The 22,802-nt window shown below is 41.6% G+C and carries 27 protein-coding genes; 17 read left to right on the forward strand and 10 right to left on the reverse strand.

The annotated features are described in order from the left end of the window. Window positions 1-7: 7 nt before the first annotated feature. From BFP97_RS15435 to BFP97_RS15445, 3 genes are all read right to left on the reverse strand, one after another. Window positions 8-484: a YcxB family protein gene (locus BFP97_RS15435; RefSeq protein WP_069843281.1), complete on the reverse strand. Its 477-nt coding sequence runs from the start codon at window positions 482-484 to the stop codon at window positions 8-10. A gap of 109 nt (window positions 485-593) precedes the next feature. Continuing rightward, on the reverse strand, window positions 594-1,451 hold the full coding sequence (gene nadC, locus BFP97_RS15440) for a carboxylating nicotinate-nucleotide diphosphorylase (RefSeq protein WP_069843282.1): 858 nt from the start codon (window positions 1,449-1,451) through the stop codon (window positions 594-596). A 48-nt stretch (window positions 1,452-1,499) separates the two neighbouring features. Then, window positions 1,500-1,907, reverse strand: coding sequence for a DUF4783 domain-containing protein (locus BFP97_RS15445; protein WP_069843283.1), 408 nt, complete (start codon window positions 1,905-1,907; stop codon window positions 1,500-1,502). A gap of 127 nt (window positions 1,908-2,034) precedes the next feature. Here BFP97_RS15445 and gpmI point away from each other — a divergent pair, with 127 nt between their 5' ends. Continuing rightward, entirely contained in the window at window positions 2,035-3,540 is a 1,506-nt protein-coding gene (gene gpmI / locus BFP97_RS15450; protein WP_069843284.1) for a 2,3-bisphosphoglycerate-independent phosphoglycerate mutase, read from the forward strand. Then, window positions 3,537-4,115 carry a hypothetical protein gene (locus BFP97_RS15455; protein ID WP_069843285.1) on the forward strand — a complete coding sequence of 193 codons (579 nt, stop codon included), beginning with the start codon at window positions 3,537-3,539 and terminating at the stop codon, window positions 4,113-4,115. Before gpmI ends, BFP97_RS15455 begins: the two co-directional genes overlap by 4 nt. On the opposite strand, the gene BFP97_RS15460 is transcribed toward BFP97_RS15455, so the two are convergent. Further along, window positions 4,110-5,036: a universal stress protein gene (locus BFP97_RS15460; RefSeq protein ID WP_069843286.1), complete on the reverse strand. Its 927-nt coding sequence runs from the start codon at window positions 5,034-5,036 to the stop codon at window positions 4,110-4,112. The genes BFP97_RS15455 and BFP97_RS15460 overlap by 6 nt on opposite strands. A gap of 143 nt (window positions 5,037-5,179) precedes the next feature. Here BFP97_RS15460 and BFP97_RS15465 point away from each other — a divergent pair, with 143 nt between their 5' ends. Then, a complete protein-coding gene (locus BFP97_RS15465; protein ID WP_083262602.1) occupies window positions 5,180-5,512 on the forward strand; it encodes a DUF6787 family protein in 333 nt (110 codons plus the stop codon). 25 nt (window positions 5,513-5,537) lie between these two features. Beyond that, a complete protein-coding gene (locus BFP97_RS15470; RefSeq protein ID WP_069843287.1) occupies window positions 5,538-5,954 on the forward strand; it encodes a Fur family transcriptional regulator in 417 nt (138 codons plus the stop codon). On the opposite strand, the gene BFP97_RS15475 is transcribed toward BFP97_RS15470, so the two are convergent. From BFP97_RS15475 to BFP97_RS15485, 3 genes are all read right to left on the reverse strand, one after another. Then, window positions 5,951-6,169, reverse strand: coding sequence for a hypothetical protein (locus tag BFP97_RS15475; protein WP_069843288.1), 219 nt, complete (start codon window positions 6,167-6,169; stop codon window positions 5,951-5,953). The two genes, BFP97_RS15470 and BFP97_RS15475, sit on opposite strands and share 4 nt — an antisense overlap. A gap of 54 nt (window positions 6,170-6,223) precedes the next feature. Beyond that, window positions 6,224-7,759, reverse strand: coding sequence for a sodium:proton antiporter (locus tag BFP97_RS15480; RefSeq protein ID WP_069843289.1), 1,536 nt, complete (start codon window positions 7,757-7,759; stop codon window positions 6,224-6,226). A gap of 144 nt (window positions 7,760-7,903) precedes the next feature. Beyond that, a complete protein-coding gene (locus BFP97_RS15485; RefSeq protein ID WP_069843290.1) occupies window positions 7,904-8,965 on the reverse strand; it encodes an anhydro-N-acetylmuramic acid kinase in 1,062 nt (353 codons plus the stop codon). 48 nt (window positions 8,966-9,013) lie between these two features. Between BFP97_RS15485 and BFP97_RS15490 the strand changes: the two genes are divergently transcribed. The 11 genes from BFP97_RS15490 (at window position 9,014) to rsmI (ending at window position 18,566) form a co-directional block, all read left to right on the forward strand. Next, a complete protein-coding gene (locus tag BFP97_RS15490) occupies window positions 9,014-9,727 on the forward strand; it encodes a type III pantothenate kinase (protein WP_069843291.1) in 714 nt (237 codons plus the stop codon). Beyond that, window positions 9,702-11,012 carry a hypothetical protein gene (locus tag BFP97_RS15495; RefSeq protein ID WP_139135327.1) on the forward strand — a complete coding sequence of 437 codons (1,311 nt, stop codon included), beginning with the start codon at window positions 9,702-9,704 and terminating at the stop codon, window positions 11,010-11,012. Before BFP97_RS15490 ends, BFP97_RS15495 begins: the two co-directional genes overlap by 26 nt. Window positions 11,013-11,024: 12 nt before the next feature. Further along, window positions 11,025-12,347, forward strand: coding sequence for a hypothetical protein (locus BFP97_RS15500; RefSeq protein ID WP_069843293.1), 1,323 nt, complete (start codon window positions 11,025-11,027; stop codon window positions 12,345-12,347). A gap of 60 nt (window positions 12,348-12,407) precedes the next feature. Beyond that, window positions 12,408-12,950: an LPS export ABC transporter periplasmic protein LptC gene (lptC, locus tag BFP97_RS15505; RefSeq protein WP_069843294.1), complete on the forward strand. Its 543-nt coding sequence runs from the start codon at window positions 12,408-12,410 to the stop codon at window positions 12,948-12,950. Further along, window positions 12,947-13,168 carry a hypothetical protein gene (locus tag BFP97_RS15510; RefSeq protein WP_069843295.1) on the forward strand — a complete coding sequence of 74 codons (222 nt, stop codon included), beginning with the start codon at window positions 12,947-12,949 and terminating at the stop codon, window positions 13,166-13,168. The genes lptC and BFP97_RS15510 overlap by 4 nt, the downstream gene beginning before the upstream one ends. Next, window positions 13,168-14,436, forward strand: coding sequence for a hemolysin family protein (locus BFP97_RS15515; RefSeq protein WP_069843296.1), 1,269 nt, complete (start codon window positions 13,168-13,170; stop codon window positions 14,434-14,436). Before BFP97_RS15510 ends, BFP97_RS15515 begins: the two co-directional genes overlap by 1 nt. A gap of 96 nt (window positions 14,437-14,532) precedes the next feature. Further along, window positions 14,533-16,632: a peptidylprolyl isomerase gene (locus BFP97_RS15520; protein ID WP_083262603.1), complete on the forward strand. Its 2,100-nt coding sequence runs from the start codon at window positions 14,533-14,535 to the stop codon at window positions 16,630-16,632. A 70-nt stretch (window positions 16,633-16,702) separates the two neighbouring features. After that, entirely contained in the window at window positions 16,703-16,966 is a 264-nt protein-coding gene (locus tag BFP97_RS15525) for a DUF493 domain-containing protein (protein WP_069843298.1), read from the forward strand. Then, window positions 16,966-17,655: a class I SAM-dependent methyltransferase gene (locus tag BFP97_RS15530; RefSeq protein WP_083262604.1), complete on the forward strand. Its 690-nt coding sequence runs from the start codon at window positions 16,966-16,968 to the stop codon at window positions 17,653-17,655. The genes BFP97_RS15525 and BFP97_RS15530 overlap by 1 nt, the downstream gene beginning before the upstream one ends. Before the next feature lie 3 nt (window positions 17,656-17,658). Continuing rightward, complete coding sequence (locus BFP97_RS15535) at window positions 17,659-17,889, forward strand: 4a-hydroxytetrahydrobiopterin dehydratase (RefSeq protein WP_069843300.1); 231 nt, start codon at window positions 17,659-17,661, stop codon at window positions 17,887-17,889. Beyond that, window positions 17,889-18,566, forward strand: coding sequence for a 16S rRNA (cytidine(1402)-2'-O)-methyltransferase (gene rsmI, locus BFP97_RS15540; protein WP_069843301.1), 678 nt, complete (start codon window positions 17,889-17,891; stop codon window positions 18,564-18,566). Before BFP97_RS15535 ends, rsmI begins: the two co-directional genes overlap by 1 nt. On the opposite strand, the gene BFP97_RS15545 is transcribed toward rsmI, so the two are convergent. Next, window positions 18,563-19,831: an aminotransferase class V-fold PLP-dependent enzyme gene (locus tag BFP97_RS15545; RefSeq protein WP_069843302.1), complete on the reverse strand. Its 1,269-nt coding sequence runs from the start codon at window positions 19,829-19,831 to the stop codon at window positions 18,563-18,565. The genes rsmI and BFP97_RS15545 overlap by 4 nt on opposite strands. A 1-nt stretch (window position 19,832) precedes the next feature. Further along, a complete protein-coding gene (locus BFP97_RS15550) occupies window positions 19,833-20,600 on the reverse strand; it encodes a hypothetical protein (RefSeq protein ID WP_069843303.1) in 768 nt (255 codons plus the stop codon). Window positions 20,601-20,681: 81 nt separating this feature from the next. Between BFP97_RS15550 and BFP97_RS15555 the strand changes: the two genes are divergently transcribed. Beyond that, a complete protein-coding gene (locus BFP97_RS15555) occupies window positions 20,682-21,464 on the forward strand; it encodes an inositol monophosphatase family protein (protein WP_069843304.1) in 783 nt (260 codons plus the stop codon). A gap of 85 nt (window positions 21,465-21,549) precedes the next feature. Continuing rightward, the gene (locus BFP97_RS20380; protein ID WP_083262605.1) at window positions 21,550-21,711 is read left to right on the forward strand and encodes a FeoB-associated Cys-rich membrane protein; all 162 of its coding nucleotides are present in this window, start codon (window positions 21,550-21,552) and stop codon (window positions 21,709-21,711) included. Here BFP97_RS20380 and BFP97_RS15560 read toward each other — a convergent pair. Beyond that, window positions 21,708-22,730 carry an SPASM domain-containing protein gene (locus BFP97_RS15560; RefSeq protein ID WP_069843305.1) on the reverse strand — a complete coding sequence of 341 codons (1,023 nt, stop codon included), beginning with the start codon at window positions 22,728-22,730 and terminating at the stop codon, window positions 21,708-21,710. The two genes, BFP97_RS20380 and BFP97_RS15560, sit on opposite strands and share 4 nt — an antisense overlap. Window positions 22,731-22,802: the final 72 nt, after the last annotated feature.

Here is a 22,802-nt window from a genome sequence, read left to right on the forward strand (position 1 = left end):
AATTTCCTTATTCCTTTATTAACCCTTTGCGCTTCAGTATAGTTTCCACAAACTTTACTTCATTCTGAGTTTTGAAGGCGTTGAAGGGAAAGAGCATCAGTTGTGCCTTATTCACCACCAAAACGATTTGATTTTTGTCTATCCAGGCCCTTTTGATCTGATCCCACTTCATGGGCATTCCCTGCTTGGAATTCATTTTGATCAATATTTGCTGACTGTTGATTTCGTAAGAGAGCTTTTCAAACAGCATCTTACTTTGCTCTAGTTGTGTAACTCCGGCAAACTGGATAAGCCAAAAAAGTAAATAGAGTGTGAAAGCGATTAGTGCCCCGATCCACCACCAGTTAGATGGTATCACAAAGGTCATTGAAGAGATGGCAAGAACTATTAATCCAACCCACCATTGCTCTCTGAGTACATTGCGCATACCCGCCTTTCTGTATGCCTTCTTATCTAAGGCGTATTTCTTAGTTTTTACGATCATCTTAAAGCCTCTCTATACACAGTGTCGAAAAAGGAACACAAACATAATGATCAAAATGAAGGCTTCAATCATCTTAACTAAAAAATTACGTTTGTTTCGTGGCAAAGTGTTATTCTGCTTTTAGACTGATATCCAGACTTTTGATAGAATGGGTAAGTGCACCAACGGAAATATAGTCTACTCCAGTTTCTGCAACTGAACGAATGGTTTCCTCGGTAATTCCACCGGATGCTTCAGTCTCTGAACGGCCGGCTACCAGGTTCACAGCTTCCGTCATTTCTTCAGTGGACATGTTGTCCAGCATAATTCTATCCACACCACCCACTGCTAAGGCCTCACTTACTTCTTCCAAATTTCTTGTCTCTACCTCAATTTTCAATTTGCGTCCGGTTTCTGCCAGGTATTTTTTGGTAGCATTTACAGAAGCAGTGATCCCTCCAGCAAAGTCGTTATGGTTGTCTTTGAGCATAATCATGTCATAAAGACCATAACGGTGATTGACCCCCCCACCGATAACCACAGCCCATTTTTCCAGCATGCGCATGTTTGGAGTAGTTTTTCGAGTATCAAGGAGCTTAGCACTTGTACCAGATATCAGCGCATTAAGTTGTGCGGTTTTAGTAGCAATGCCGCTCATACGCTGCATACAGTTGAGCAACAATCGTTCTCCTCCGAGAATCGCTCTCACCTTTCCACGAAGTCGGAGGATTACGTCACCGGTTTTCACCTGATCTCCATCCTTTACTTGAGCCTCTATCTCCATATCTGAATCAAGGCGATGAAATATCAGGGATGCGAGTGCCATTCCAGCGATCACACCGTCTTCTTTCATCACTAAATAAGCCGATTTGACGGCATCTGATGGAATGGAAGCGAGTGAGGAATGATCTCCATCACCTAAATCTTCTTGAAAAGCGCGATCGATAAAATCGTCTAAACCCTCTTGGGTAACGTAATCAGGTCTCATGGCACAAAAGTAGCCAAAAGAGGGTTTCTAAAAGTGATTTTTGAGGAATTAGCGATCCTTTGTGAATTCCAGTCGATAGACCTTATAGACCTTATTGTATTCTTTCGCCCGAATGACTACCCTATGCTTCCCGGAAGAGGACTTGTATGTGCCGATCGCATAAATTCTGGCTCCAGAGTCGCTGTCACCATCATGGATAAACTCAAAACTATCAGCCGGGTACTGCTGAAAGAATTTTTTTAGGACAATCTCAGCTTGGTTGACACTATATTCTTTGCGATCACCGTCTAGCTTAATTTCGACTTTGGAATACAAATGCTTGGTCAGCTCTTTAGAACTGCTGGCCCTCAATGCTTCCTCAACATTCTCAATGATGGTTTCAGCATCCTGAGCGTTAGCAGAAACTGCAACGCATAGGGCAATTACTATAAGTGTGTTTCTTAATAGGTTGTACATGTCTAAGGCTTGTATTCGGTTGTTGAACGAAAATTGTGCCAAATAGTATGCATCAAAGCATAGTGAATTGAAATTAATACAATGCGCCTCCACTTACAAACCAGCCTTAAATATTTATATTTGAGGCATGAACAAACGCGTTTTATTGATGATCCTCGATGGCTGGGGACTTGCACAAGATAAGTCGGTTTCAGCCATTGATCAGGCCAAAACCCCTGTTTTGGATAAACTATTTGAATCCTACCCTCATTCGAAGCTTGAGGCTTCTGGTTTAGCTGTTGGTTTGCCTGACGGACAGATGGGTAATTCAGAGGTAGGTCATATGAATATTGGTGCCGGTCGCGTGGTTTATCAAGACCTGGTAAAAATCAATAAAGCGGTTGAAGAAGGAACTTTAGAAGACAATGAAACACTCAAACGAGCTTTAATCTATGCTAAATCTGAGGCAAGGAAGGTCCACCTGATAGGCTTGGTTTCTGATGGAGGTGTTCATTCTCATGTCAACCACCTAAAAGGCTTGCTATCGATTTGTGCCCAACATGATTTGGAGCAAGTGTTTGTCCATGCTTTCACAGATGGCCGTGATACAGACCCGAAAAGTGGAAAGGCCTTTGTTCAGGATGTGGTAAATCATGCTGAAAAAACTACAGGAAAGATAGCCTCGATCATTGGCCGATACTTTGCCATGGATAGAGATAACCGATGGGAACGCGTGAAGCTCGCTTATGATGCCATGGTGAAGGGTGTCGGCTTGAAAACTGACGATCCCGTCTTCGCAATTCAATCTTCCTATGATGAAGGTGTCACGGATGAATTCATACAACCCATAATTAATACTGATGGAGCAAATATTGAGGCAGGTGATGTAGTCATTTGTTTCAACTTCCGAACAGACAGAGGTAGGGAAATCACTCAAGCATTGACACAGTCTGACTTCCCTGATCAAGATATGTCAAGACTAGATTTAAGATACGTCACCATGACGAATTATGACGATTCCTTTAGAGGGGTCGAAGTCATGTTCGATAAGGATAACCTAGTCAATACTTTAGGGGACGTCCTTGCCAAGGCAGGTAAAAAACAAATTAGAATTGCCGAAACAGAGAAATATCCACATGTGACCTTCTTCTTTAGTGGAGGTCGTGAGACCGAATTCGAAGGTGAAAAGAGAATCTTATGTGCTTCTCCAAAAGTGGCTACCTACGATTTACAGCCTGAGATGAGCGCCCACGATATCAAAAATGCAATTGTGACTGAGCTCAATGCAGGTGAGGTTGACTTCGTGTGTCTGAATTTCGCCAATGCAGATATGGTAGGGCATACCGGGGTGTTTGAGGCTGCAGTGAAAGCTTGTGAGACAGTAGATACGTGCACAGGTGAGGTATTGGAAGCGGCTTTGGCCAATGGCTACACATCCATTGTAATTGCTGATCACGGCAATTCAGACATCATGATTAATGCGGACGGTTCTCCGAATACCGCACATACAACAAACCTTGTCCCCTGTATTCTAGTTGATAAGGATATAAAACCTGAAATGACTGACGGAAAACTGGGAGATCTTGCCCCAACCATATTAAAATTGATGGGCGTAGATATTCCTTCCGAAATGACAGGCGACTTTCTCTTATGAAAAGACTTCCGATTACTTTAATCACATTGGCCTTTGTATTGGCGGCCAGCTGTTCCTCACAACTAGAAGGAGAAACTGATGAGAGCAATGCTTATTTTGACCTAGGGGGATTGCTAGACAAAGAAATTGATAATCTTACGAACCAAGGAGCAACATTAGAAAAAGTGTTGCAGACTAATGGTCAAGAAGAAAGATTGACGCTTAGCCCCGATTCGGCAGGATGGCATGGGCAACTCATGCTATTTTATGAGGCCGATATTAATAAGCCGGGTTTTATCGGAGAATACTTCCAAGAAGAACTACCGTCAATCAACGGAGTTTCGAAAGTCATTTATACTTCTAAGAGTCAAAGAAACCCGGTTCAAGTAATGGAGTGTTTCTATGAAAATGACTTTATGACCAAAATACGCCTCCTGGTAAAAGAGATCAATACCATTTATAGTGTTGAAAAGGAGTTGAGTCTTTACTTTGACCAAAATGGACTAAGCAGCTTTGATATAAAAGGAGAAGAGACCATGCGCTTGAAAAAAGATTTGAATTATCAGATTCAAGGCGCTATTGTCAGATCTTTATAGCCTGAATAAAGCTTCCAGAAAACTCATATTCTCTTTACCCTTTTTAACTAAGAAGAGGGGTATGTCACGATCTTCCATCAATAGTTTCTCGGCAACACTACCAATTAAGAAAGCAGCACCGCTTGACCGGCCTTTGGATCCCAAAATGATCATATCGACATCCAGTTCGGCACCGGTCTTATAGATTTTATCGGCCGGGTGTGGGTCATCATCCAAGGCATAAGTGTGGTCATATTCAACACCCTCGAGATTGATTTTCTTGAAGAATCGCTCGCATTCGGCTCTGGTATTTTCAAGCATAATGTCTGCAAACTCCTCATAACTCTTACCCGATTTTGCATAGCCAACAGGAACTCGATAGACATTGTTACTCAAGAGCTTCGCGCCTGATTTTTTCTGTATATCTATGCCAATTTCAAAGGCCATCTGAGAGTGTTCAGAATAGTCAATGGATACTAATACTTTTTCAAGTCTGTTCTTAGGCTCTTCAGGAACAAAAATTATTGAAGAGGCAGTACCTTTTGCAATTTTGCGAGAGTTAAGTCCACTTCCCGTTAGGACTTCTTTTCTACCTAGAAGCATCAAATCAACCACCTTTACTTTTGCAAATTTGAGTACCTCGTCTGTGACCGTACCTGCTAAGACATTGACATTGATATCGCAGCCTTCTGGAGCCACAAAGTGGTCATTGATCACCACTTCCATTTCCTTCATTAGGGTCTCGTCAACTGGGGCAATTACATTCCCATATTTTTCCTGAATTTCCTCTGGTAATTCCAGAGAGGTGGTCACATGTAGAAAGTAGACCGCATCTATTCCAAAAACCTTGGCGATCATAGAGGCATACTTGACAACGAATACATCCATATCCGAAAGGTCAAGGGCGACTAACATTCTTCGAAACTTACTTAAATCATGCATGGTTGAAGTCAGGTTTATATGGTAATTTATTGAATTAATCACGCCTATTCCACACCCTGATCAAATTTTTAAGGTGAAAACAGAAGGTTTTTTTAGATAAACAGCTTGCTTAATTACCTTTGCAGCCTTTGAACCTTATTAGCGTGGAGGATAAACCATATTTAAAGAGATTACAGGCAAAGTGGGGGTTGAAATCCTTATTTCAGACAATTATGGTGCTAATTGTGTTTGCCTTTACTGGGAGCACGGTCTTGTTTATTAAGCCATTTCTTTTTGACTTAATTGGCTTTGATAGTATTGAGGGCATCGCAGGGATTTTACTCTATATAGTGATGATATTTCCCCTCTACCAGATATTGATTTTGATCTATGGATTTATTTTCGGGCAATTTGCGTTCTTCTGGGCATGGGAAAAGAAAATGGTGCAACGAATGACAGGACGTGCCAGAAAAGACAAGGCACCCAAGAAATCTTAAAGCAGGTTATTAATTATATTTAGGCGTGGAAGCACAGGTAAAAGATTTATTGAAAGAACACTCATTAAGGCTTACCCAAGGTAGGGCAGATGTTATTTCTATTTTCCTGAATCGCAACGTGGCCATTTCGCATGGAGATATCGAGTCTGATGTGGACGGCAAGTACGACCGAGTAACCATCTACAGAACACTTAAATCTTTCCTTGAAAAAGGGTTAATTCATAAGGTACTTGATGATACTGGGGCTACGAGATATGCGCTTTGTAGCGATGGCTGTAGTGAAGTAAGTCACCAACACAATCATATCCATTTCAAGTGTCAGGTTTGTAATGAAACGACTTGTCTTGACAACGTGAATATCCCTGACGTAAATCTTCCGAGTGGGTTTAAAATGTCAGAGAGTAATTACCTCATCACAGGCACTTGTAACAAGTGTAGTTAGCACACAACTTCTTCTTCCTTCGGGGCCAAAGCCTTAGGGTCATTGGGCCAAACAACTCCAGGTGGTAAGTCAATCTTAGGAGTAGTTGAAATTGTACCTCCACCATCGTCATCAGAACCCTTTGACTTTCTCTTCTTCATTAGTCTAAAGGTTAGATAAGTCAAAAGGACATAGGTGAGTCCACTTAGGAAAATATCGTAATAGATGGATTTCATGAATTCTGTTAATTCAATATACTCGAAGTTTGGCAGAATGGTTCGGCTTGGTCCTTAAAAAACGAAGAAGATCAGCCAAATAACAAAGAAGATGGGCAGGAGGATGGGTATTGAATACCGAAGAATGTAGCCGAAGAATGAAGGCATGTGAATCCCGGTTTGCTCCGCTATAGATTTAACCATAAAGTTTGGTCCATTACCGATATACGTCATAGCACCGAAGAACACCGCACCTACGGCTATGGCCATAAGATTGATCACAGAGTCAGGGTAGACTCCGCCTGCGGCATAGTCTTGAACATTGGCAATCACACTAATATCACCTCCTTGAGAAGCTAGCGCAGCAGCTAAGAAGTTCAAGTAAGTAGGAGCATTATCAAGGAAACCTGATAGAATGCCAGTTCCCCAATACAGTGAATTCGGGCCTATTAGGTCAGCACCAGAAGGAGATTGTGCAAATTCACTCACCAATGCTAGGGCAGGCATCATTGTACCAAAAATGCCAACAAAGATGAATGCGACTTCACGGATGGGTTCAAAATTGAATTCATTTCCATCAATGGCCTTTTTATCTGCAAACTTGAAAGATAGAAAGCCTACAGAAAGCATGATGATCTCTCGGATAAAAGAGAACTTTTGACCATCATAGATAATCGCTGGAACACCATCAATAACATTTGGATCAATAAATACCGCCCCAATGATGATGGCTAGCCATAAGAAGTTTTTGCTGCCAACAATGGTCGTTTTGTTAGTAAACTGTACCTCTGGTTCAAGGTCAAGATCCAGGTCCTTGTTGCGCGCGTCAAAGAAGTAAAAAAGGACTGAAAGGATTAACAAGGCCACAGCCCAAGGCAGAATATTTTGGGTTAGCGTCCACATAAATGGAACCCCTTTAAGGAATCCAAGGAATAATGGAGGGTCACCAATTGGGGTTAAGGCACCACCAATATTACTCACCATGAAAATAAAAAATATGATATGATAAGGTCTTATACGTCCTTTGTTCAATCGAATAAAGGGACGAATCAATAACATAGAAGCTCCCGTTGTTCCGATCAAGTTTGAAATAATGGCCCCAACCACCAACAATCCTACGTTCGCCATCGGTGTTGCTTTCTTATCTACATTGATCATTATTCCCCCTGACGCAATGTATAGAGAGGATAGTAGGGCTATAAATTGAACATACTCAGCTAAAGCGTGGACAGGTGCATGCGTGTCATGCAGGGCGAATAAGTAATATATAACCACCAAAGTGGCCAGTGAAACAGCAATTAAAGGGTAATTCTTATGCCAGAAATGCTCATAAAACAGAGGCCCGGTGGCAATCATACCAAGCAGGAGCACGAAAGGAATCACAGTCCAACCCGGAGGGGCTCCATGATGTTCCCCTTCAACTTCACCATGACCATCATCTTTTGTTCCATGTGAGTCTTGAGGTTCGTGATCATCTGGAGTAGCATGATCTTGAACAAGCTCAAGGCTAGCATCATTCACTTCAGTAGAACCTTCGGCAATCAAAGCAGCTTTCGGAACAAAAATTCCGAGCATAATAATGACTACCAAGAAGCGAAGACTCTTTAGCATGAAGGTTGATGTGAGATGCTAATATATAATTAGTTCGTTAAAATTCGTATTCCAATACTCGAATAGAAGATAATGGATTGATTTTTATCCACTATTACCTCTACATCAAGATATCAAACGACTCCCTCTTGCGGATAGAAAAGCCTAGAAATTATAGAGGTCTCCACCACTGCTGTCTTCAGATGCTCCCGTGACTGATGATAAGCAATTGGGCTCATCCAAATATCTGAGTAGACCTAGATAAGCGAATATCAGTGCCTCCTTAAATTCAATGGTTTGCCGATCAGGAATGAAAATGGTTGTGTCTGAATGAAGCTTTAACCTGCTGATGAAGTAATCATGAAAGGTACCTCCTCCAGTCACAAGTGTCTTGTCCGCTTGCGTTCCAGCCAGCTGTTTCCCAATCTCCAGAGCCGCGTGTTCAGTGAAAGTACACATCTTATCTTTCAGGGAGAGGGTTGAAGAAGTTATCAAGGGTTGCCAATACTTTTGATAATCCTCCAGACCAAGAGATTTGGGGCCTGTACTTGATAAATATGGAATCTTACTAAGGGCTTCTAGAAGCTGGTGGTCCACTATACCGCCACTTGCCATTACCCCCTTGTCGTCATAAGCGAGTTCACTTTGGTTAGCGAGTTCATTTAGGGCCATATTAAAAGGGCAAATGTCAAAGGCTATCCGAGCGTTATCTCTTTCAAAAGAAATGTTGGCGATACCACCTAAGTTCAAACAATAAGTATACTCCGAAAATAAATCTCGGTCTCCTATGGGAACCAGAGGAGCCCCTTGACCTCCCAGAGATACATCCTTGGCTCTAAAATTATTAATGACGGGTAGTCCTGACTCTTCTGAAATTTTTTCTCCACTGCCTATTTGAAGTGTATATCGGTTTTCCGGCTGATGAAATATGGTATGACCATGTGAGGCAATGAAATCCACACTACTGTTGCCAATGAATATTTTTATTGTGGTACCGATGAATTGACCGAGTGAGATATCCAATTCTTGAATTTGAGGCTGACTAAAATCCACAGCATGCTTAAGGTTTTGCACTATGGTCTCAGGGTAAGCGACTGTTTCTGCTTTCTGGATCGAGAACTTCCATTTATGATTGAGCTTTTGAAAATCAACCAATACCAGATCCAGGCCATCAAGAGATGTCCCCGACATTACACCAACAATTTTATAGTGCATTTGTGATACCATGGATGTTTACAAAACTAAACTTTTCGTTATAATTGCGGTTCATTTGCTATGAATCTCGTAATCGATTTTGGAAACACCAATATTAAATGTGGTGTATTTGATGCTGATCAGTTGGTTAATCAATTGACATTTTCGGATGTCAGTGAAGCCAGAACCTTCATCACTCGTGATATATACTTCCAAATCGGTGTGTGTTCTGTAAATCAAAGTAGAGAAGAGATAGTAGGGGATATCCCTGAGCTTGAAAATGCTCTCTTCTTGTCTCCCGACACCCCATCACCACTCGAAATTGACTATGACACCCCTCTAACACTAGGGATGGACAGATTGGCTGCCGCTATTGGGGCTTTTACACTTTTTTCTGAGCAACCACTAATGGTTATTGATGTAGGTACTTGTATTACATATGATTTTGTCAATAAGGGAGTCTATAAGGGAGGCATCATTAGTCCCGGTGTTGAGCTCAGGTACAAGTCAATGAATGACTATACTAAGAACTTGCCGTTGTTGAATCAAAGGGAAGCTTCAACGCTTATTGGCAAGTCAACTGAGCAAAGTATGGTGAGCGGAGTAATCAACGGAATCGTTGGAGAAATTGAGTCGCACATCTCACAATTTATGTTAAATAATGCTGATTTAAAGGTGATTATGACCGGTGGCGGGGCCAAAATATTTGAATCTAAAATAAAATCTGACATCTTTGTAGCCCTCGAAATTGTGCTCGTTGGATTGAATCGTGTTTTGGAATATAATGTGGAGTAAAATCAGAATTTCATTAGCTCTTATCTCGAGCTTATTTTTGTTTAATGAGGCTACTGCTCAGTACGATCAGTCGAGTTATTCAATCATTGGTCTTGGTTCTGTCAACTGGGGTGGCTACTCGCACAATGCTGCAATGGGAGGCTTTGGAGTTTCTTATGGTGACAGGCTCTTTCTAAACAACGGTCTAAACCCTGCGCTTGGTGCCCTGAACCTTGAGTCCGTTTTTCAAATGGGGGGTGCTATTGATGGGCGTCAATTTACTCAGGGGCAAACAAGAAATAACTCAACTACAGGCGGTTTCAAAGATTTTGGTTTAAACCTTCCAATCAAACTTGGCAAATGGAATAGTGGGTTGAGCCTTAGTCCTTATAGCGCGGTTAATTATGGTTTTGTCAATAGAGATGAAGGAGGAGGGCCCGAGGGTTCGACAACCGTGGTGGAAGTGTCTGGGACCGGTGGAATAGACAAACTTTCCTGGACCAACTCCTTTAGACTGAAAAACCTTTTACTTGGTATTGACGCTCAATTCCTATTTGGTTCAATTCAAAAAGAAGATCTATTCTTTTTAGAAGGCATAAGCCAGGGCGGTTTTGGAAACTCGGCAGTGGCCCGAAGAAAAAGCTTTCACAATCTGTCTTTTGGTTTAGGAGCGGTATATCAATTACCACTAAAAGAGGGATCAAGATTAAATATTGGCGGTTTTTATCATCCTGAAATTAAGATGAGACAAAATACGCTTGCAACCTTTGAAAACCAGACACAGAACGGTGTAGCCTTTAGCACTGATACTTTGGTTTTTGATGAGGCAGATAAAAAGACGGTGCTCGTTCCACAGAAATTCGGCTTTGGAATTTCTTATGAGAAGATTCGTGCGCTTACCATTGGCTTAGACTTTCTTTCTCAAGATTGGTCGGCTTACCGAGATGAAGACGGTGCTGTTGACAATGCCTATGGAAATTCTTACCGAATGGTGCTTGGCGGAAGCTTTGTACCCAACAGTGAAGCAAGAACCAAACTCTTAAGTTTAACTACCTTTAGGTTTGGATTTCATTACGAACAGACTCCTTTTTTGGTCAATAACGAAACGATTGACGATATTGGGGTCAGTTTAGGTGCATCGTTCCCATTGAACGCGTTTTGGGGACAAGCCCATTTGAACTTCGGTGCTACTATTGGAAGAAGGGGAAGTGTCTCCAATAGTTTGGTAAGAGAGAATTACTTCAAAATCCATTTTGGATTTAGCTTACAGGATGTTACCTGGTTTACTAGACAAAGATTTAACTAAACTACTATTACTATGAGATTTAAAGCTCTTCTATTGACTGCCATGCTGGCTTTGTGTACTACAGCACAAGCACAGTTCTTTTGGCCTGAAAATCCAGAGCAAAGGTCAGATGCCCAGACTTTGTGGACGTTGTTTGACGACACGTATGGTCAGGGCGACTATGAGGCTGCCAAGCCTTATCTGGAGCAAATTGTTGAAAAGTATCCAACCTTAAGTACTGCTGTTTATATCAATGCCATTAAGGTTTGGAAAGATACTTACAAGAACGAAAAAGATGCTCAATTGAAATCGGCAGCTGCTGACAGGATCATGGAGCTGTATGAATTGAGATATAAGAACTTTCCTGATGAAAAAGCAAAGGTTATAGACAGACAAGCCATTGATGCTTTTCAATATTACTATAAGCTAAAGCCAAAGACGCAGGAGTTATTGGATCTTTTTTCTGAGGCATATACTATCAAGGGCAATAATGCCTATTACCCATTGGGTAGATACTATATGAATATCGCAGCATTAGCCTATACCAGAAATACAGGCATCTCTGACGATGAAATTTTGAAAATCTATGACACTTGCACGCGTCACATCGATTTCCAGACAGCAAAAGCTAAATCAGAAAATAAGAGCCTAAAAAGATATGTAGCAATTAAAGAGTTTATCGACAAAAAGTTGGTAGATCTTAACCTAATCGATTGCGAATTCATCGTTGAGAAACTAGTACCTGAATTCGAGCAAAATCCAAATGATGCCGAGCTAGCCAATAAAATTTTCGTGTATGCCTACGAAGGTGGTTGTACAGATGCAGAGTGGTTTGTTACTGCGGCAGAAAGAGTGTTTGAAAGTGATCCACAATATGGTGTTGGATATTTACTTGGCGCGAAATTTGGAGCTGAGAAGAACTTTGACAAGTCTAAGGATTATTTCATGCGAGCGGCAGAAGTAACTGATGACAATACAGATAAGGCCAAAGCGATCAAACAAGTTGCGGTAACCGAAAGAATTCAAAAGAATTACAAAGAAGCTCAGAAGTATGCGATGCAGGCAGCTGAAGTTGACCCAACTTTGAAAGAAGAGATGTTCACGCTAATCGGTGACATGATTATGGGTAGCTTGGAATGTGACGCTAAGAAGAGCCAGGTAGATGATAGAGCTCGATATATTCTTGCATACGATTATTACATGCGAGGAGGCAACTCAGTGAAAGCAAACGCAGCTAGTGAGCAATTCCCTACAATGGGAGATATCTTTACCGCTAATAAAGAAGAAGGTCAGTCCGTATTTGTTGGCTGCTGGATTCAGCAAAACGTTAAGCTTAAGAAGAGACCAGATCAATAAGAATTAAATCAAAGTATTAAAACGGTCTTCTTCGATTTCGGAGAAGACCGTTTTACTTAAATGAATAAGCTTTTAAAATATTACCCTTTTATCATACTGGTATTCCTGATAAGTTCCTGCTTTTCTGATGATCAAAAGTTGTCGGAAATGGAAGAGTATACCGGTCCTCTCTTTGAATCCGACAATGTGGAGATCAATCTGAGTCAATCTACCATTACCAAGGTTATTATGAAGGGTAAGAAGCAGCTTCAGCATCAAAACGGAGACATTGAATTTCCTGAAGGTATAGAGGTAACTTTTTTTGATGAGCTTGGTGAAAAAACATCTATTCTAACGGCTCAAAAAGGATTTAAATCGGCTAAAGAAAATGTCTATCGAGCGAATGGTGACGTAGTGGTTAGAAACTTAAAGAAGCAAGAGACCCTAAGAACTGAAGAGTTGTTTTGGAATCCTGAAACCGAAAAAATCTATACCAACAAGTTTGTTACCGTACAAACACCAAGAGAACTTATTCAGGCCGAAGGATTAACTGCCCCTCAAGACTTTTCTACCTACGAGTTCACAAAGGCAAAAGAGGGTAAATTCGAAATACAAGAGAATTGAAGAATCTAGGAGATACCATTATATTTTCATTGACTGTTGTCACTTTCATTATTGGAGTACACCAGACTATGACATTCGGCATCGGTTATGCCTACTTCATTTTCATGCTCTCCATGGGATTGTTATTTTTATATAGATATCGCATTGCCAAACGAAAAGAGAAGGAAAAGTTGGAAGAGGCTAAAAAAACAAAGTCAAAAAGAGCTAAGAAACGTTAATGGATCCCACTCAGTTAACGATCATTCTGATATGCCTGGTGTTTTCAGCATTTTTTTCAGGAGCTGAAATCGCCTTCGTCAGTGCTAGTAAACTGCAAATTGAACTTCAAGGTCAGCAAGGAAAATTAGGGGGAAGAATACTCTCTTTCTTTACCAGAAAGCCCTCAAGGTTAATCAATACGGCATTAGTGGGTAATACCATCGCCTTGGTGATTTACGGTATTTATATGGCTTTCTTGCTGGAGCCATGGATTGCCGAACGATTGCCCGAATCAATTAATACTACAAGTACAGTAGTCGTTTCTCAAACTATCTTGTCCACTATTATAGTATTGGTCACTGCTGAGTTTACACCCAAGAGTATTTTTCTCATTAACCCGAATAGTCTTCTGAATATCCTATCAGTACCCCTGATTGTCGTTTTTGGGCTGATGTTTCCCTTTGTTTGGGTGATTGAGCAAATGTCTAGGTTTATCATCATTTATGTGCTGAGACAGAAATATGAAGAAGACCGTCAGGTTTTTGGCTTGACTGACCTTGGCAATTACATCAAGCGTAACACGCACGAGGATGTTAAGAAAGCGAAGATCGAAGTAGACACAAAGATTTTTAACAATGCACTGGAGTTCAAAACCGTAAGGGTTCGCGAGTGCATGATTCCCAGAACGGAGATTTCAGCAGTGGATGTTGAAGACGATATTGAGGAACTTAAGAAAGAGTTTCTTGATAGTAGCCACACTAAAGTGTTAGTACATAAAGGCAACATTGATGAAATTATAGGCTATTGTCATGTACTAGAGCTCTTCAAAAAGCCTCAGGACATTGAGAGTATTCTGACGCCAATACTGATCGTTCCAGAAACTATGCTGGCCAACGAATTGATGATCCAGTTTATTCAGGAAAGAAAGAGCCTTGCACTGGTAGTAGATGAATTTGGTGGCACCTCAGGTATTGTGAGCCTTGAAGATGTAATAGAAGAGATCTTTGGAGAGATTCAAGACGAGCATGATGAAGATGAAGATTGGGTAGAGGTACAACTGGAGGAGAACAAATTCAGGCTCAGTGCCAGGCATGAAATAGACTACCTCAATGATACTTATGAGTGGGATATTCCAGAAGGTGAATATGACACTTTGGGGGGCTTCATTCTATCCATTACCGAAGATATTCCAGAAGTTGGAGACATCATTGATTATCCGCCATTTGAGGTAAAAATTGAGACAATGGAAGATGCCAGAATCGATAATGTCTTGTTCACCATCAAATAACACGGAGGCATCTGATTTTTAGGCAGTTTTGTCCCCTTTTTCCTTTGATTTTAGGCCATAATTCCGTTATGTTTGCGCCTGTTTAAAAAATAACCGATGGCAATAATTAATACGCTTCGTGAGAAAATGGGAAAACTACTGATCGTGGTAGTTGGATTGTCAATTGTGGCTTTCGTCTTAGGCGACCTTTTAGGCCAGAATTCGACATTGCTTGGGAATGGTAGAAATGTAGGGGAGATTGACGGTGAAGAGATCACTCAGGAGAGCTTTGCTACTATGGTCCAAAACGCACAGAGAAACTCTGGCTACCCATCTGGCAACCCGCAAATCATGCAGTTCTTAAGAGATCAGGTATGGAATAGCATCATTGCTGATGTAGCTTACTCAAATAAATTGGATGAATTAGGTTTAGAGATAGGTCCTAATGAAAGAATCGACATGGTTCAAGGACGAAATCTTTCGCCTGAAATGAGCAACTTCTTCTTGCAGAGAATTGGATCAAACGATCCAGCATCTATCAAACAATATTTAGCAAGTATTCAGTTCGATCAGAACGAACAATACCTATTCGCTTCTTATGAGCGCAACGCCATTATTCAGAGAACCATCCAGAAGTTTGAAAACCTTTTGGCCAAAACTGAATATGTAACACTTGCTGAAGCACAAAAAGCATATCAGGAGCAATTGGGCTTTAGAGCTGTCGAATACCTATCGGTACCATTCTCTAGTGTGAGCAACGATCAGATAGGTACGATTCCTGATAATGAGATCAGGGCTTACCTTGATAGCCACGAAGATGAGTTTACCGTTGAGGAGACTAGAGCGATTGACTTCGTTTCTTTTCCTGTAATTCCTTCTTCACAAGACACTGCTTCCTACGACAGACAATTGGCTGATATTAAAGCCAGATTCGAAACTGGTGATAATGACTCTATCTATGCGACTAGTATTACTGAACAAGGTACTGGCTTCATGGAATATGACCCAACAGCCCTACCGATTGCAGTAGCAGACCAGTTAACATCATTGAAAGAGGGAGATATTATTGGTCCTAATTTGGAAAATGGTGTTTACACGTTGCACAAACTAACCGAAATTGTTCCTACAGATAACGAGTTTGCCAGAGCTAGCCAAATTGTATTCAATATTGCTGGTCTTTCTGCAGTGGATAAAGCTGGGGTGAGAACAAAGGCGAATGACATCCTAAGACAAATCAGAAATGGTGCCGACTTCGCTGACATGGCGAGACAGCACAGTGAAGGAGCTTACAACAATGTTGGAGGAGATGCTGGCTGGATGAAGAAAGGTGATACCAGAACGGCTGACATTGAAGCAGCAGTATTTGGTACTACAAGAAAAGGCTTGATCAGAAGACTAGTTGAAACAGATAACAACATTTACATTGTCAGTGTAACTGAGCCTAAGATCAAAAACAGATATAAGGTAGCTCAGGTAATTGTGGAGCTAACACCTTCTACTCAAACCATTGACGAGGTTTACAGAAAAGCAGGTCTTTTTGCTAGTGATGTAAATAGCATTCAGGAATTTAATGACTATGCTGCTGAGAATGGTTATGCTGTTTTTAACGGTAACGGAATTGACAAGAATGCCATTTCTGTGGGCAGACTGACAAATGCTCGTCAAGTGGTGTCGTGGTTATATGGAGAAGCATCTATAGGTGATGTAAAAGATTTTGACTTGGATGGTGAGTACGTAGTTGCAGTCTACAGAGATAAGACAGAAGAAGGAGTACAGCCTTTAGAGGATGTAAGAATCCAGATTGCGGCCAAGCTTATGAATGAGAAGAAAGCAGAGTTCATTAAAGCTAAGATCAATGGCCTGTCTGGTACTGTAAGTGCCATGGCAACTGCTTATGGACCTGAAGCTAGCGTATACAGCAACAACTCTTTGAAGTTGGCGGATGTAAGCTTACCAAATGCTGGTGTTGCGCCTGAAGCCATAGGAGCTGCTTTTGCCTTACAAAATGTTGGTGACAAGACTAAGCCTTATGTGGTGGACAATCAGGGAGTGGTTGTACTGGAATTGAAATCAATTTCTAGTGCTGCAGAAATTGGTGATTATACATCCTACGAAAATCAAATTCTACAAGAAGCATTCGCTGCGATTCAAGGTAAGCTTAGGCAAGCCGTTATTGATCGAGTTGAAGTTGTAGACGAACGCTACAAATACTTTTAAAAAGGAATCGGCCAATCGGCCGATTTTTTTTTGCGTAACTTTTTCCTGGCTATTGATGTTAACCTGATCCATGAGTCAATTTACTACAGAAGAATTCAAAAGGAAGCTGGACGATATCCATGACTTCCCTACGCTATACATGTTTAAGTTCATTGTGACGGAAGACAAGAAGAGTGCTGTAAAAGCCCTCTTTCCATCAAGTGAGTTGAACTACAAACCCTCAAGCAAGGGTAAGTATACTAGTGTTACTGCAAAAGTGATGATTCAGTCAAGTGATCATGTCATTGATGTCTACAAAGAAGCCCAAAAGATAGAAGGTATTATAGCCCTTTAATGAGTAAGAAACTTGTCATATTAATTCTGCCAATGTTCTTAATCTCTTGTGGAGGGAAGCAAGAAGAGGCGCAGCAAAATAATGACCCTGATCGCGTTGGCACGGTTACAGAACGTGTCTCACCAACGCAGGAAAGGCTACAGGCGGAGATTGAAGACCCCAAAAGAACAGAGTGGCAAAACCCTGATTTGATCTTAGAGAGAATCGGTGACCTGACCAATAAAACTGTGGCTGATATTGGTGCAGGTTCGGGCTATTTCACTTTTAAAATTGCCAGAGAAGCTGCAAAAGTCATTGCCCTTGATATTGACCCGAAAGCGCTTGAATATATAGATAGCCAAAAAGAGATCGTTGGAAAGTGGTCTGATAATATTGAGCCAAGACTTACGCCTCCCGATGTTCCAAATCTTTTAGAAGAGGAGGCCGACATCGTGTTGATCGTTAACACCTATAACTACATCCCGAATAAAGAAATATACTTTCCCAGGCTTCTAAATGGGATGAAACCCGGTGGACGATTGATCATTGTTGATTTCAAAAAAGGAGATATCCCCGTAGGTCCTGCAGATGAGTATAAGGTTGAGGCTTCAAGTGTCAAATCTTTTTTGAGGAAGTCTTCATTCCGAAAGATTGACATTGACGAGAAAAGCTTACAATATCAATATATAATTACCGCTGAAAAGAAGTAAATCATGTGGAACGAAGTAGATAACAAACTGGTCAGGACTTTTGAATTCAAGGATTTTATAGAAGCATTTGGCTTTATGACTCGTGTGGCGATTGCTGCAGAAAAAATGGACCATCACCCAAACTGGTCGAATGTATATAATAAGGTTACTATTGAGTTGACCACACATGATGCTGGAAACATTGTTACCGATAATGATCGTAACTTAGCCCAAATCATAGATAATTTGGCCTAATGCCAGAAAAAGTCAACCTTTATCTTGTACCAACTCCCATAGGAAATTTGGAGGATGTCACGCTCAGAGCACTAAAGGTGCTCAATGAGGTGGATATCATCCTGGCGGAAGATACACGAACCTCCGGGAAGCTTTTAAAGCACCATAACATTACCAAACCACTTCAGAGTTACCACATCTTCAACGAACATAAGACTGCCGAAAAACTTGTGGAAAAAATGGCAAACGGAGAGGTGTTTGCATTGATTTCGGATGCTGGAACCCCCGCTATTTCAGACCCAGGATTTCTGTTGGTTAGAGAAGCACTGAAGTCAGGCTTAGAAGTGAATTGCCTACCAGGAGCCACAGCTTTCGTACCGGCATTGGTTAATTCCGGCTTACCATCGGATAAATTCGTTTTCGAAGGCTTTTTACCCCATAAAAAAGGCCGTCAAACACGTTTGAAGCTTTTAGCTGAAGAAACCAGGACGATTATCCTTTACGAATCACCTCACAGATTGGTTAAGAGCCTTGAACAGTTAAAGGAATTCTTAGGCGATAGACAGGTTTCCGTTTCACGGGAACTGACGAAAATGTTCGAGGAGACGGTACGGGGTACAATAACGGAAGTGATTGCTCACTTCACTGAAAAAGGGGTTAAAGGAGAGTTCGTTGTGGTGGTTGAGGGAAAGCCCTAAACCTTCTTTAGCGCATCTACCAAATAGTCAACATCCGCCTTAGTGGTAAAGACAGATAGGGAAATCCTAACCCCATTAATACCATGACTACCAATCGGTCTACAATCGATCATGTGGTTGTCGAACAGCACCTTCTTGACATCGCCCACCTTCTTACCGATCACTTCCACGTTCTGTATCGCACAAGAGAGATCAGCAGCGCCAGGTGTTTTCAATTTGAAACGGTCATCGGCTTCGATTTTCCCTCTGAAATAAGCCTTCAAATCACGAAGCCTAGCCTCACGTTTTTCGGCACCAATCAAGTTGTAGTAGTCGATGGCCGTGCCCATACCTAACAATTCAGGATAGTTACGGGTATTATAGTTCTCCAGCCTTCGGATAGACTTATCTCTAAAGTGAGCGCGAGATACAATCAACGGTTTTAAATGCTTTTGCGATTCTTTTCGAGCGTAAAATACCCCCATTCCTTTAGGCGTAAACATAAACTTATGGCCACTACCTGCATAGAAATCACAACCCAGATCATGCAGGTCAATCTTAAAGGTACCAGCCGTTTGTGCTGCATCTACTGCCACAAGAATGCCGCGCTCGTGTGCCATGGCACTTACCTCTTTTACCGGCAGAATCATTCCATTGGTATTAGTACCATGCACCATCGAAATCACCTTGGTGTTTGGGGTAATTGCTTTTCGGTAAACCTCGACTAATTCATCCTTGGATTCTGGCAGAATGGGGAGTTTAGGCCTAACAATTTTAAAGCCTCTGATCTCTTGCCAGTGCTGCCATGGCACTGTGCCGCTAGGATGCTCGTGATCGGCTAGAATTACCTCATCACCAGGCCCAAGCTCTATCGAATGCGCAACTAGGTTCATTCCTTCGGTGGTATTATGCACCATGGCAATTTCTTCCTTATCAGCAGAGAACATATCCGCCACTTTTTGGCGCGTAGCCTCCTTCTCTTCTTGCCAGCCACCCCACATATATTTGGAAGGGAAACCATCTAAAAGTGCTCTGAAATGGTTGGTCGCATCCACAACGAGTTTTGGGCAAGGGCCGAGCGAAGCATTGTTAAAATAATAAAGCCCCTTCTCCATGGAAAACTCACTTTTAACGAGCTCCCAATAGTCTTCGCTATTGTCATTTGAGGCCAGGTTAAAACCTGTTTTTTGGACCTTTTCTAGGAATGATGACCTCACTCCACTGGCGAGCAAAGAGGACGCTGCGATCCCCGAGAACGAATATTTCAAAAGGCTTCTTCTATCCATATTATTTCAAAACTTGGTCTAGATATGGTGTCATTTCTTTGATAATGATGTCATCACGTTTTTTTAATTCCCTTAAAAACCAGCCTTTATGTGCTGATCCATAGGTGATCAAAAAGCGTTTTCCCTCTCCACGGTGCTTCTCTATCGCTTTCTCAATATGCCAATAATGCGCGATGTTAATGTTATCCCAACCACCAAGGAGTAGCTCTTCATTAAAAAGCTCATTGTACACCTGATAGCGAATGTCTACCAAGCTATCGAAGAGGTCAGAATTAATGTAATAAGGATCGTTTGGATCGCCATTGGCACGCATTGCCTCTCCGCCTCTTTGAATGGAGGCCTGGTAAGCCTTCCAGTCTTCTGCACGCTCTGGGTCATTGCGAATTTCGGCCAACTTCTGTCTACGATAATCATTCATGGGTTTGGTCCATCCAGCCGTGGGAATGATTTCGAAATTCATTTCGCGTGTAAGCGGAAAAATTGCGTCTACATATTCCGGAAAAACGCGTACACGAGATTCCATAATGGTATCCAACTCGTCAAACTCCTTTCTTGCCTGCGGGTATCGGTCTGGAGGAATTTCAGTGAGTATATAATCAGGGTCAATCGCCCTGACGAGAGACTTTACAACTTCTATATCATAGTTCGGATTTGTGCGATGACCACTGTGGATCATTCCCATTACAATGACCTCATTTTTGGGAGACTCCTGCTGACAAGCAGTAAAAAGTAAAGAAGTCGAGGCCAAAAGGAGAAAAAGTCTCTTCATGTTACGATCAAGTTAGTGAATTAATAAAAATGAAAGTGTCAGATATAGACGTTCTTTCGGCCATTCATGTAATTTTGAGGCATGCAAAAGTTGCTTCAAGATGTCATTGTTTTAGTGAAAGAAACGGGTGAATTCATTCGCCAGGAATCACGAAAATTTGATGAGTCCAAGATTGAATATAAGGGCAAGAATGATCTGGTGTCTTATGTGGACAAGGAAGCAGAACAAAAACTAGTGAAGGGATTGTCAGATATTTTACCTGGCAGTGGGTTTATCGCTGAAGAAGGAACCTCAACCCACAAGTCTGATATCTATAACTGGATCATCGATCCGCTAGATGGAACTACCAATTTTACCCATGGCATTCCCGTGTATGCGGTGTCGGTGGCATTGATGAAACGGGGTGTCCTAGCCCTCGGTGTGGTCTATGAGATTAACAGAGACGAATGCTTTCATGCCATCAAGGGAGAAGGGGCATTCTTAAATCATACACCCATCAGAGTATCTGAAACCAAGACTTTGGAAAGATCATTATTGGCCACTGGTTTCCCCTATTATAACTTCGATCAGATGCGGCAGTACCTCACCATCATCAATGAGTTTATGCAAACTACTCATGGACTTAGAAGAATGGGCAGTGCTGCAGTGGACTTGGTTTATACGGCCTGCGGTAGGTTTGAAGGCTTCTTTGAGTATAACCTTAACGCCTGGGATGTGGCAGCAGGAGCACTGATTGTGCAAGAGGCTGGAGGAGTAGTGACAGACTTTAAGGGCGGTGACGATTTCTTATTTGGAAGGGAGATTGTGGCCGGAAATACTACCCAACCTGCTATGCTTTCCACTATTCAGAAGTATTGGAAATGACAGTGATACCATTAATTGCCAAAGCTTTATTAGTTTTGTCTCGATTTTGAGAACCAAGAATTCTAAAAGTCAGTTTAGATAATCGATGCAAGAGGTAATTGTAATCTTATTGTTTGTAGCCGCAGCCATTTACATGGGCAGAAAGCTATATAAGCAATACAAAGTAGAAAGCGGCTGTGCTGCAGGTTGTGATTCTTGTGCACCGCCAAAAAAGGAATTCAAACTGCCGGGTCATTTAAAGTCTTAGGCCCAAACCTTAGTACCCTCAGAACAGTTTTTGCACATCTCAATTTCACTTCGTGATTTGATCAGTGATGCTCGGAAGTTTTGATAGGCTTCTCCCTTCCAGACCGTTTTGAATGACTGATACTCCATAGTGCCTAACTGATAGTGTGCATCTTTATCAAAACAGCAGGGAACGATTTTACCATCCCAGGTAATGACGCAAGAGTGCCACATCTTCCAGCAGTGATTCACCAACTTGTTCTTTATAGACCATTTGCCATTAGGCAATTGTTTGTAGCGCGAGTACTGCTCCAATGAGGGAATCAATTCTGACCCATTTTCATAGTCATAAATCTGGGCAGTCTTAAAAGCTACTTCGTCCACACCCAGTTCATCGGCTAGTGCTTTCACTTCATCGAGCTGATGTTCGTTTGGTTTTACTACTAAGTATTGAAAAATGACATGGGGAGTATTGGATTTCAATTCCCTTTTCCATTTGATCACATTTCTTGTACCCTCAATTACTTTGTCAAGTTTTCCCCCAACGCGATACTGCTCATAAGTCTCCTGGCTTGTGCCATCAATAGAAATAATCAGTCGATCCAAGCCAGATTCAACGGTAGCCTTGGCTTGTTGGTCATCTAAGTAATGCGCGTTAGTTGATGTAGCAGTATAGATTCGCTTTTGCCCAGCGTATTTTACCTGATCAAGGAAGTCCGGATTGAGATAGGGTTCTCCTTGGAAATAGAAGATTAAATAGGACAGGCTGGGTGCTAATTCGTCAATTACTTTTTTATAGGTATCATTCTTGAGCATACCTGTTGGCCGAGTAAAACTTCGAAGACCACTTGGACATTCAGGGCACCTAAGGTTACAAGAAGTAGTGGGTTCTAGTGAGATGCTTGTGGGCATGCCATAATGGATGGGCCTGCCCGTCAGTTTGGAGAGATAGTAACTTCCTACTAGCTGAACCATATTGAATATTTTTGGTGGTGTCAGCTTCGACACATAATTCAATCCATCCCTCCAATTTCGGTTCATAAGCTCAAGTTAGCTGCCCATGGGTAGGCATCAAAATTGATCGTTACTTTTGCATCAAAATCAATTCAAAAT

The sequence above is a fragment of the Roseivirga sp. 4D4 genome (assembly GCF_001747095.1).
GTDB lineage: Bacteria > Bacteroidota > Bacteroidia > Cytophagales > Cyclobacteriaceae > Roseivirga.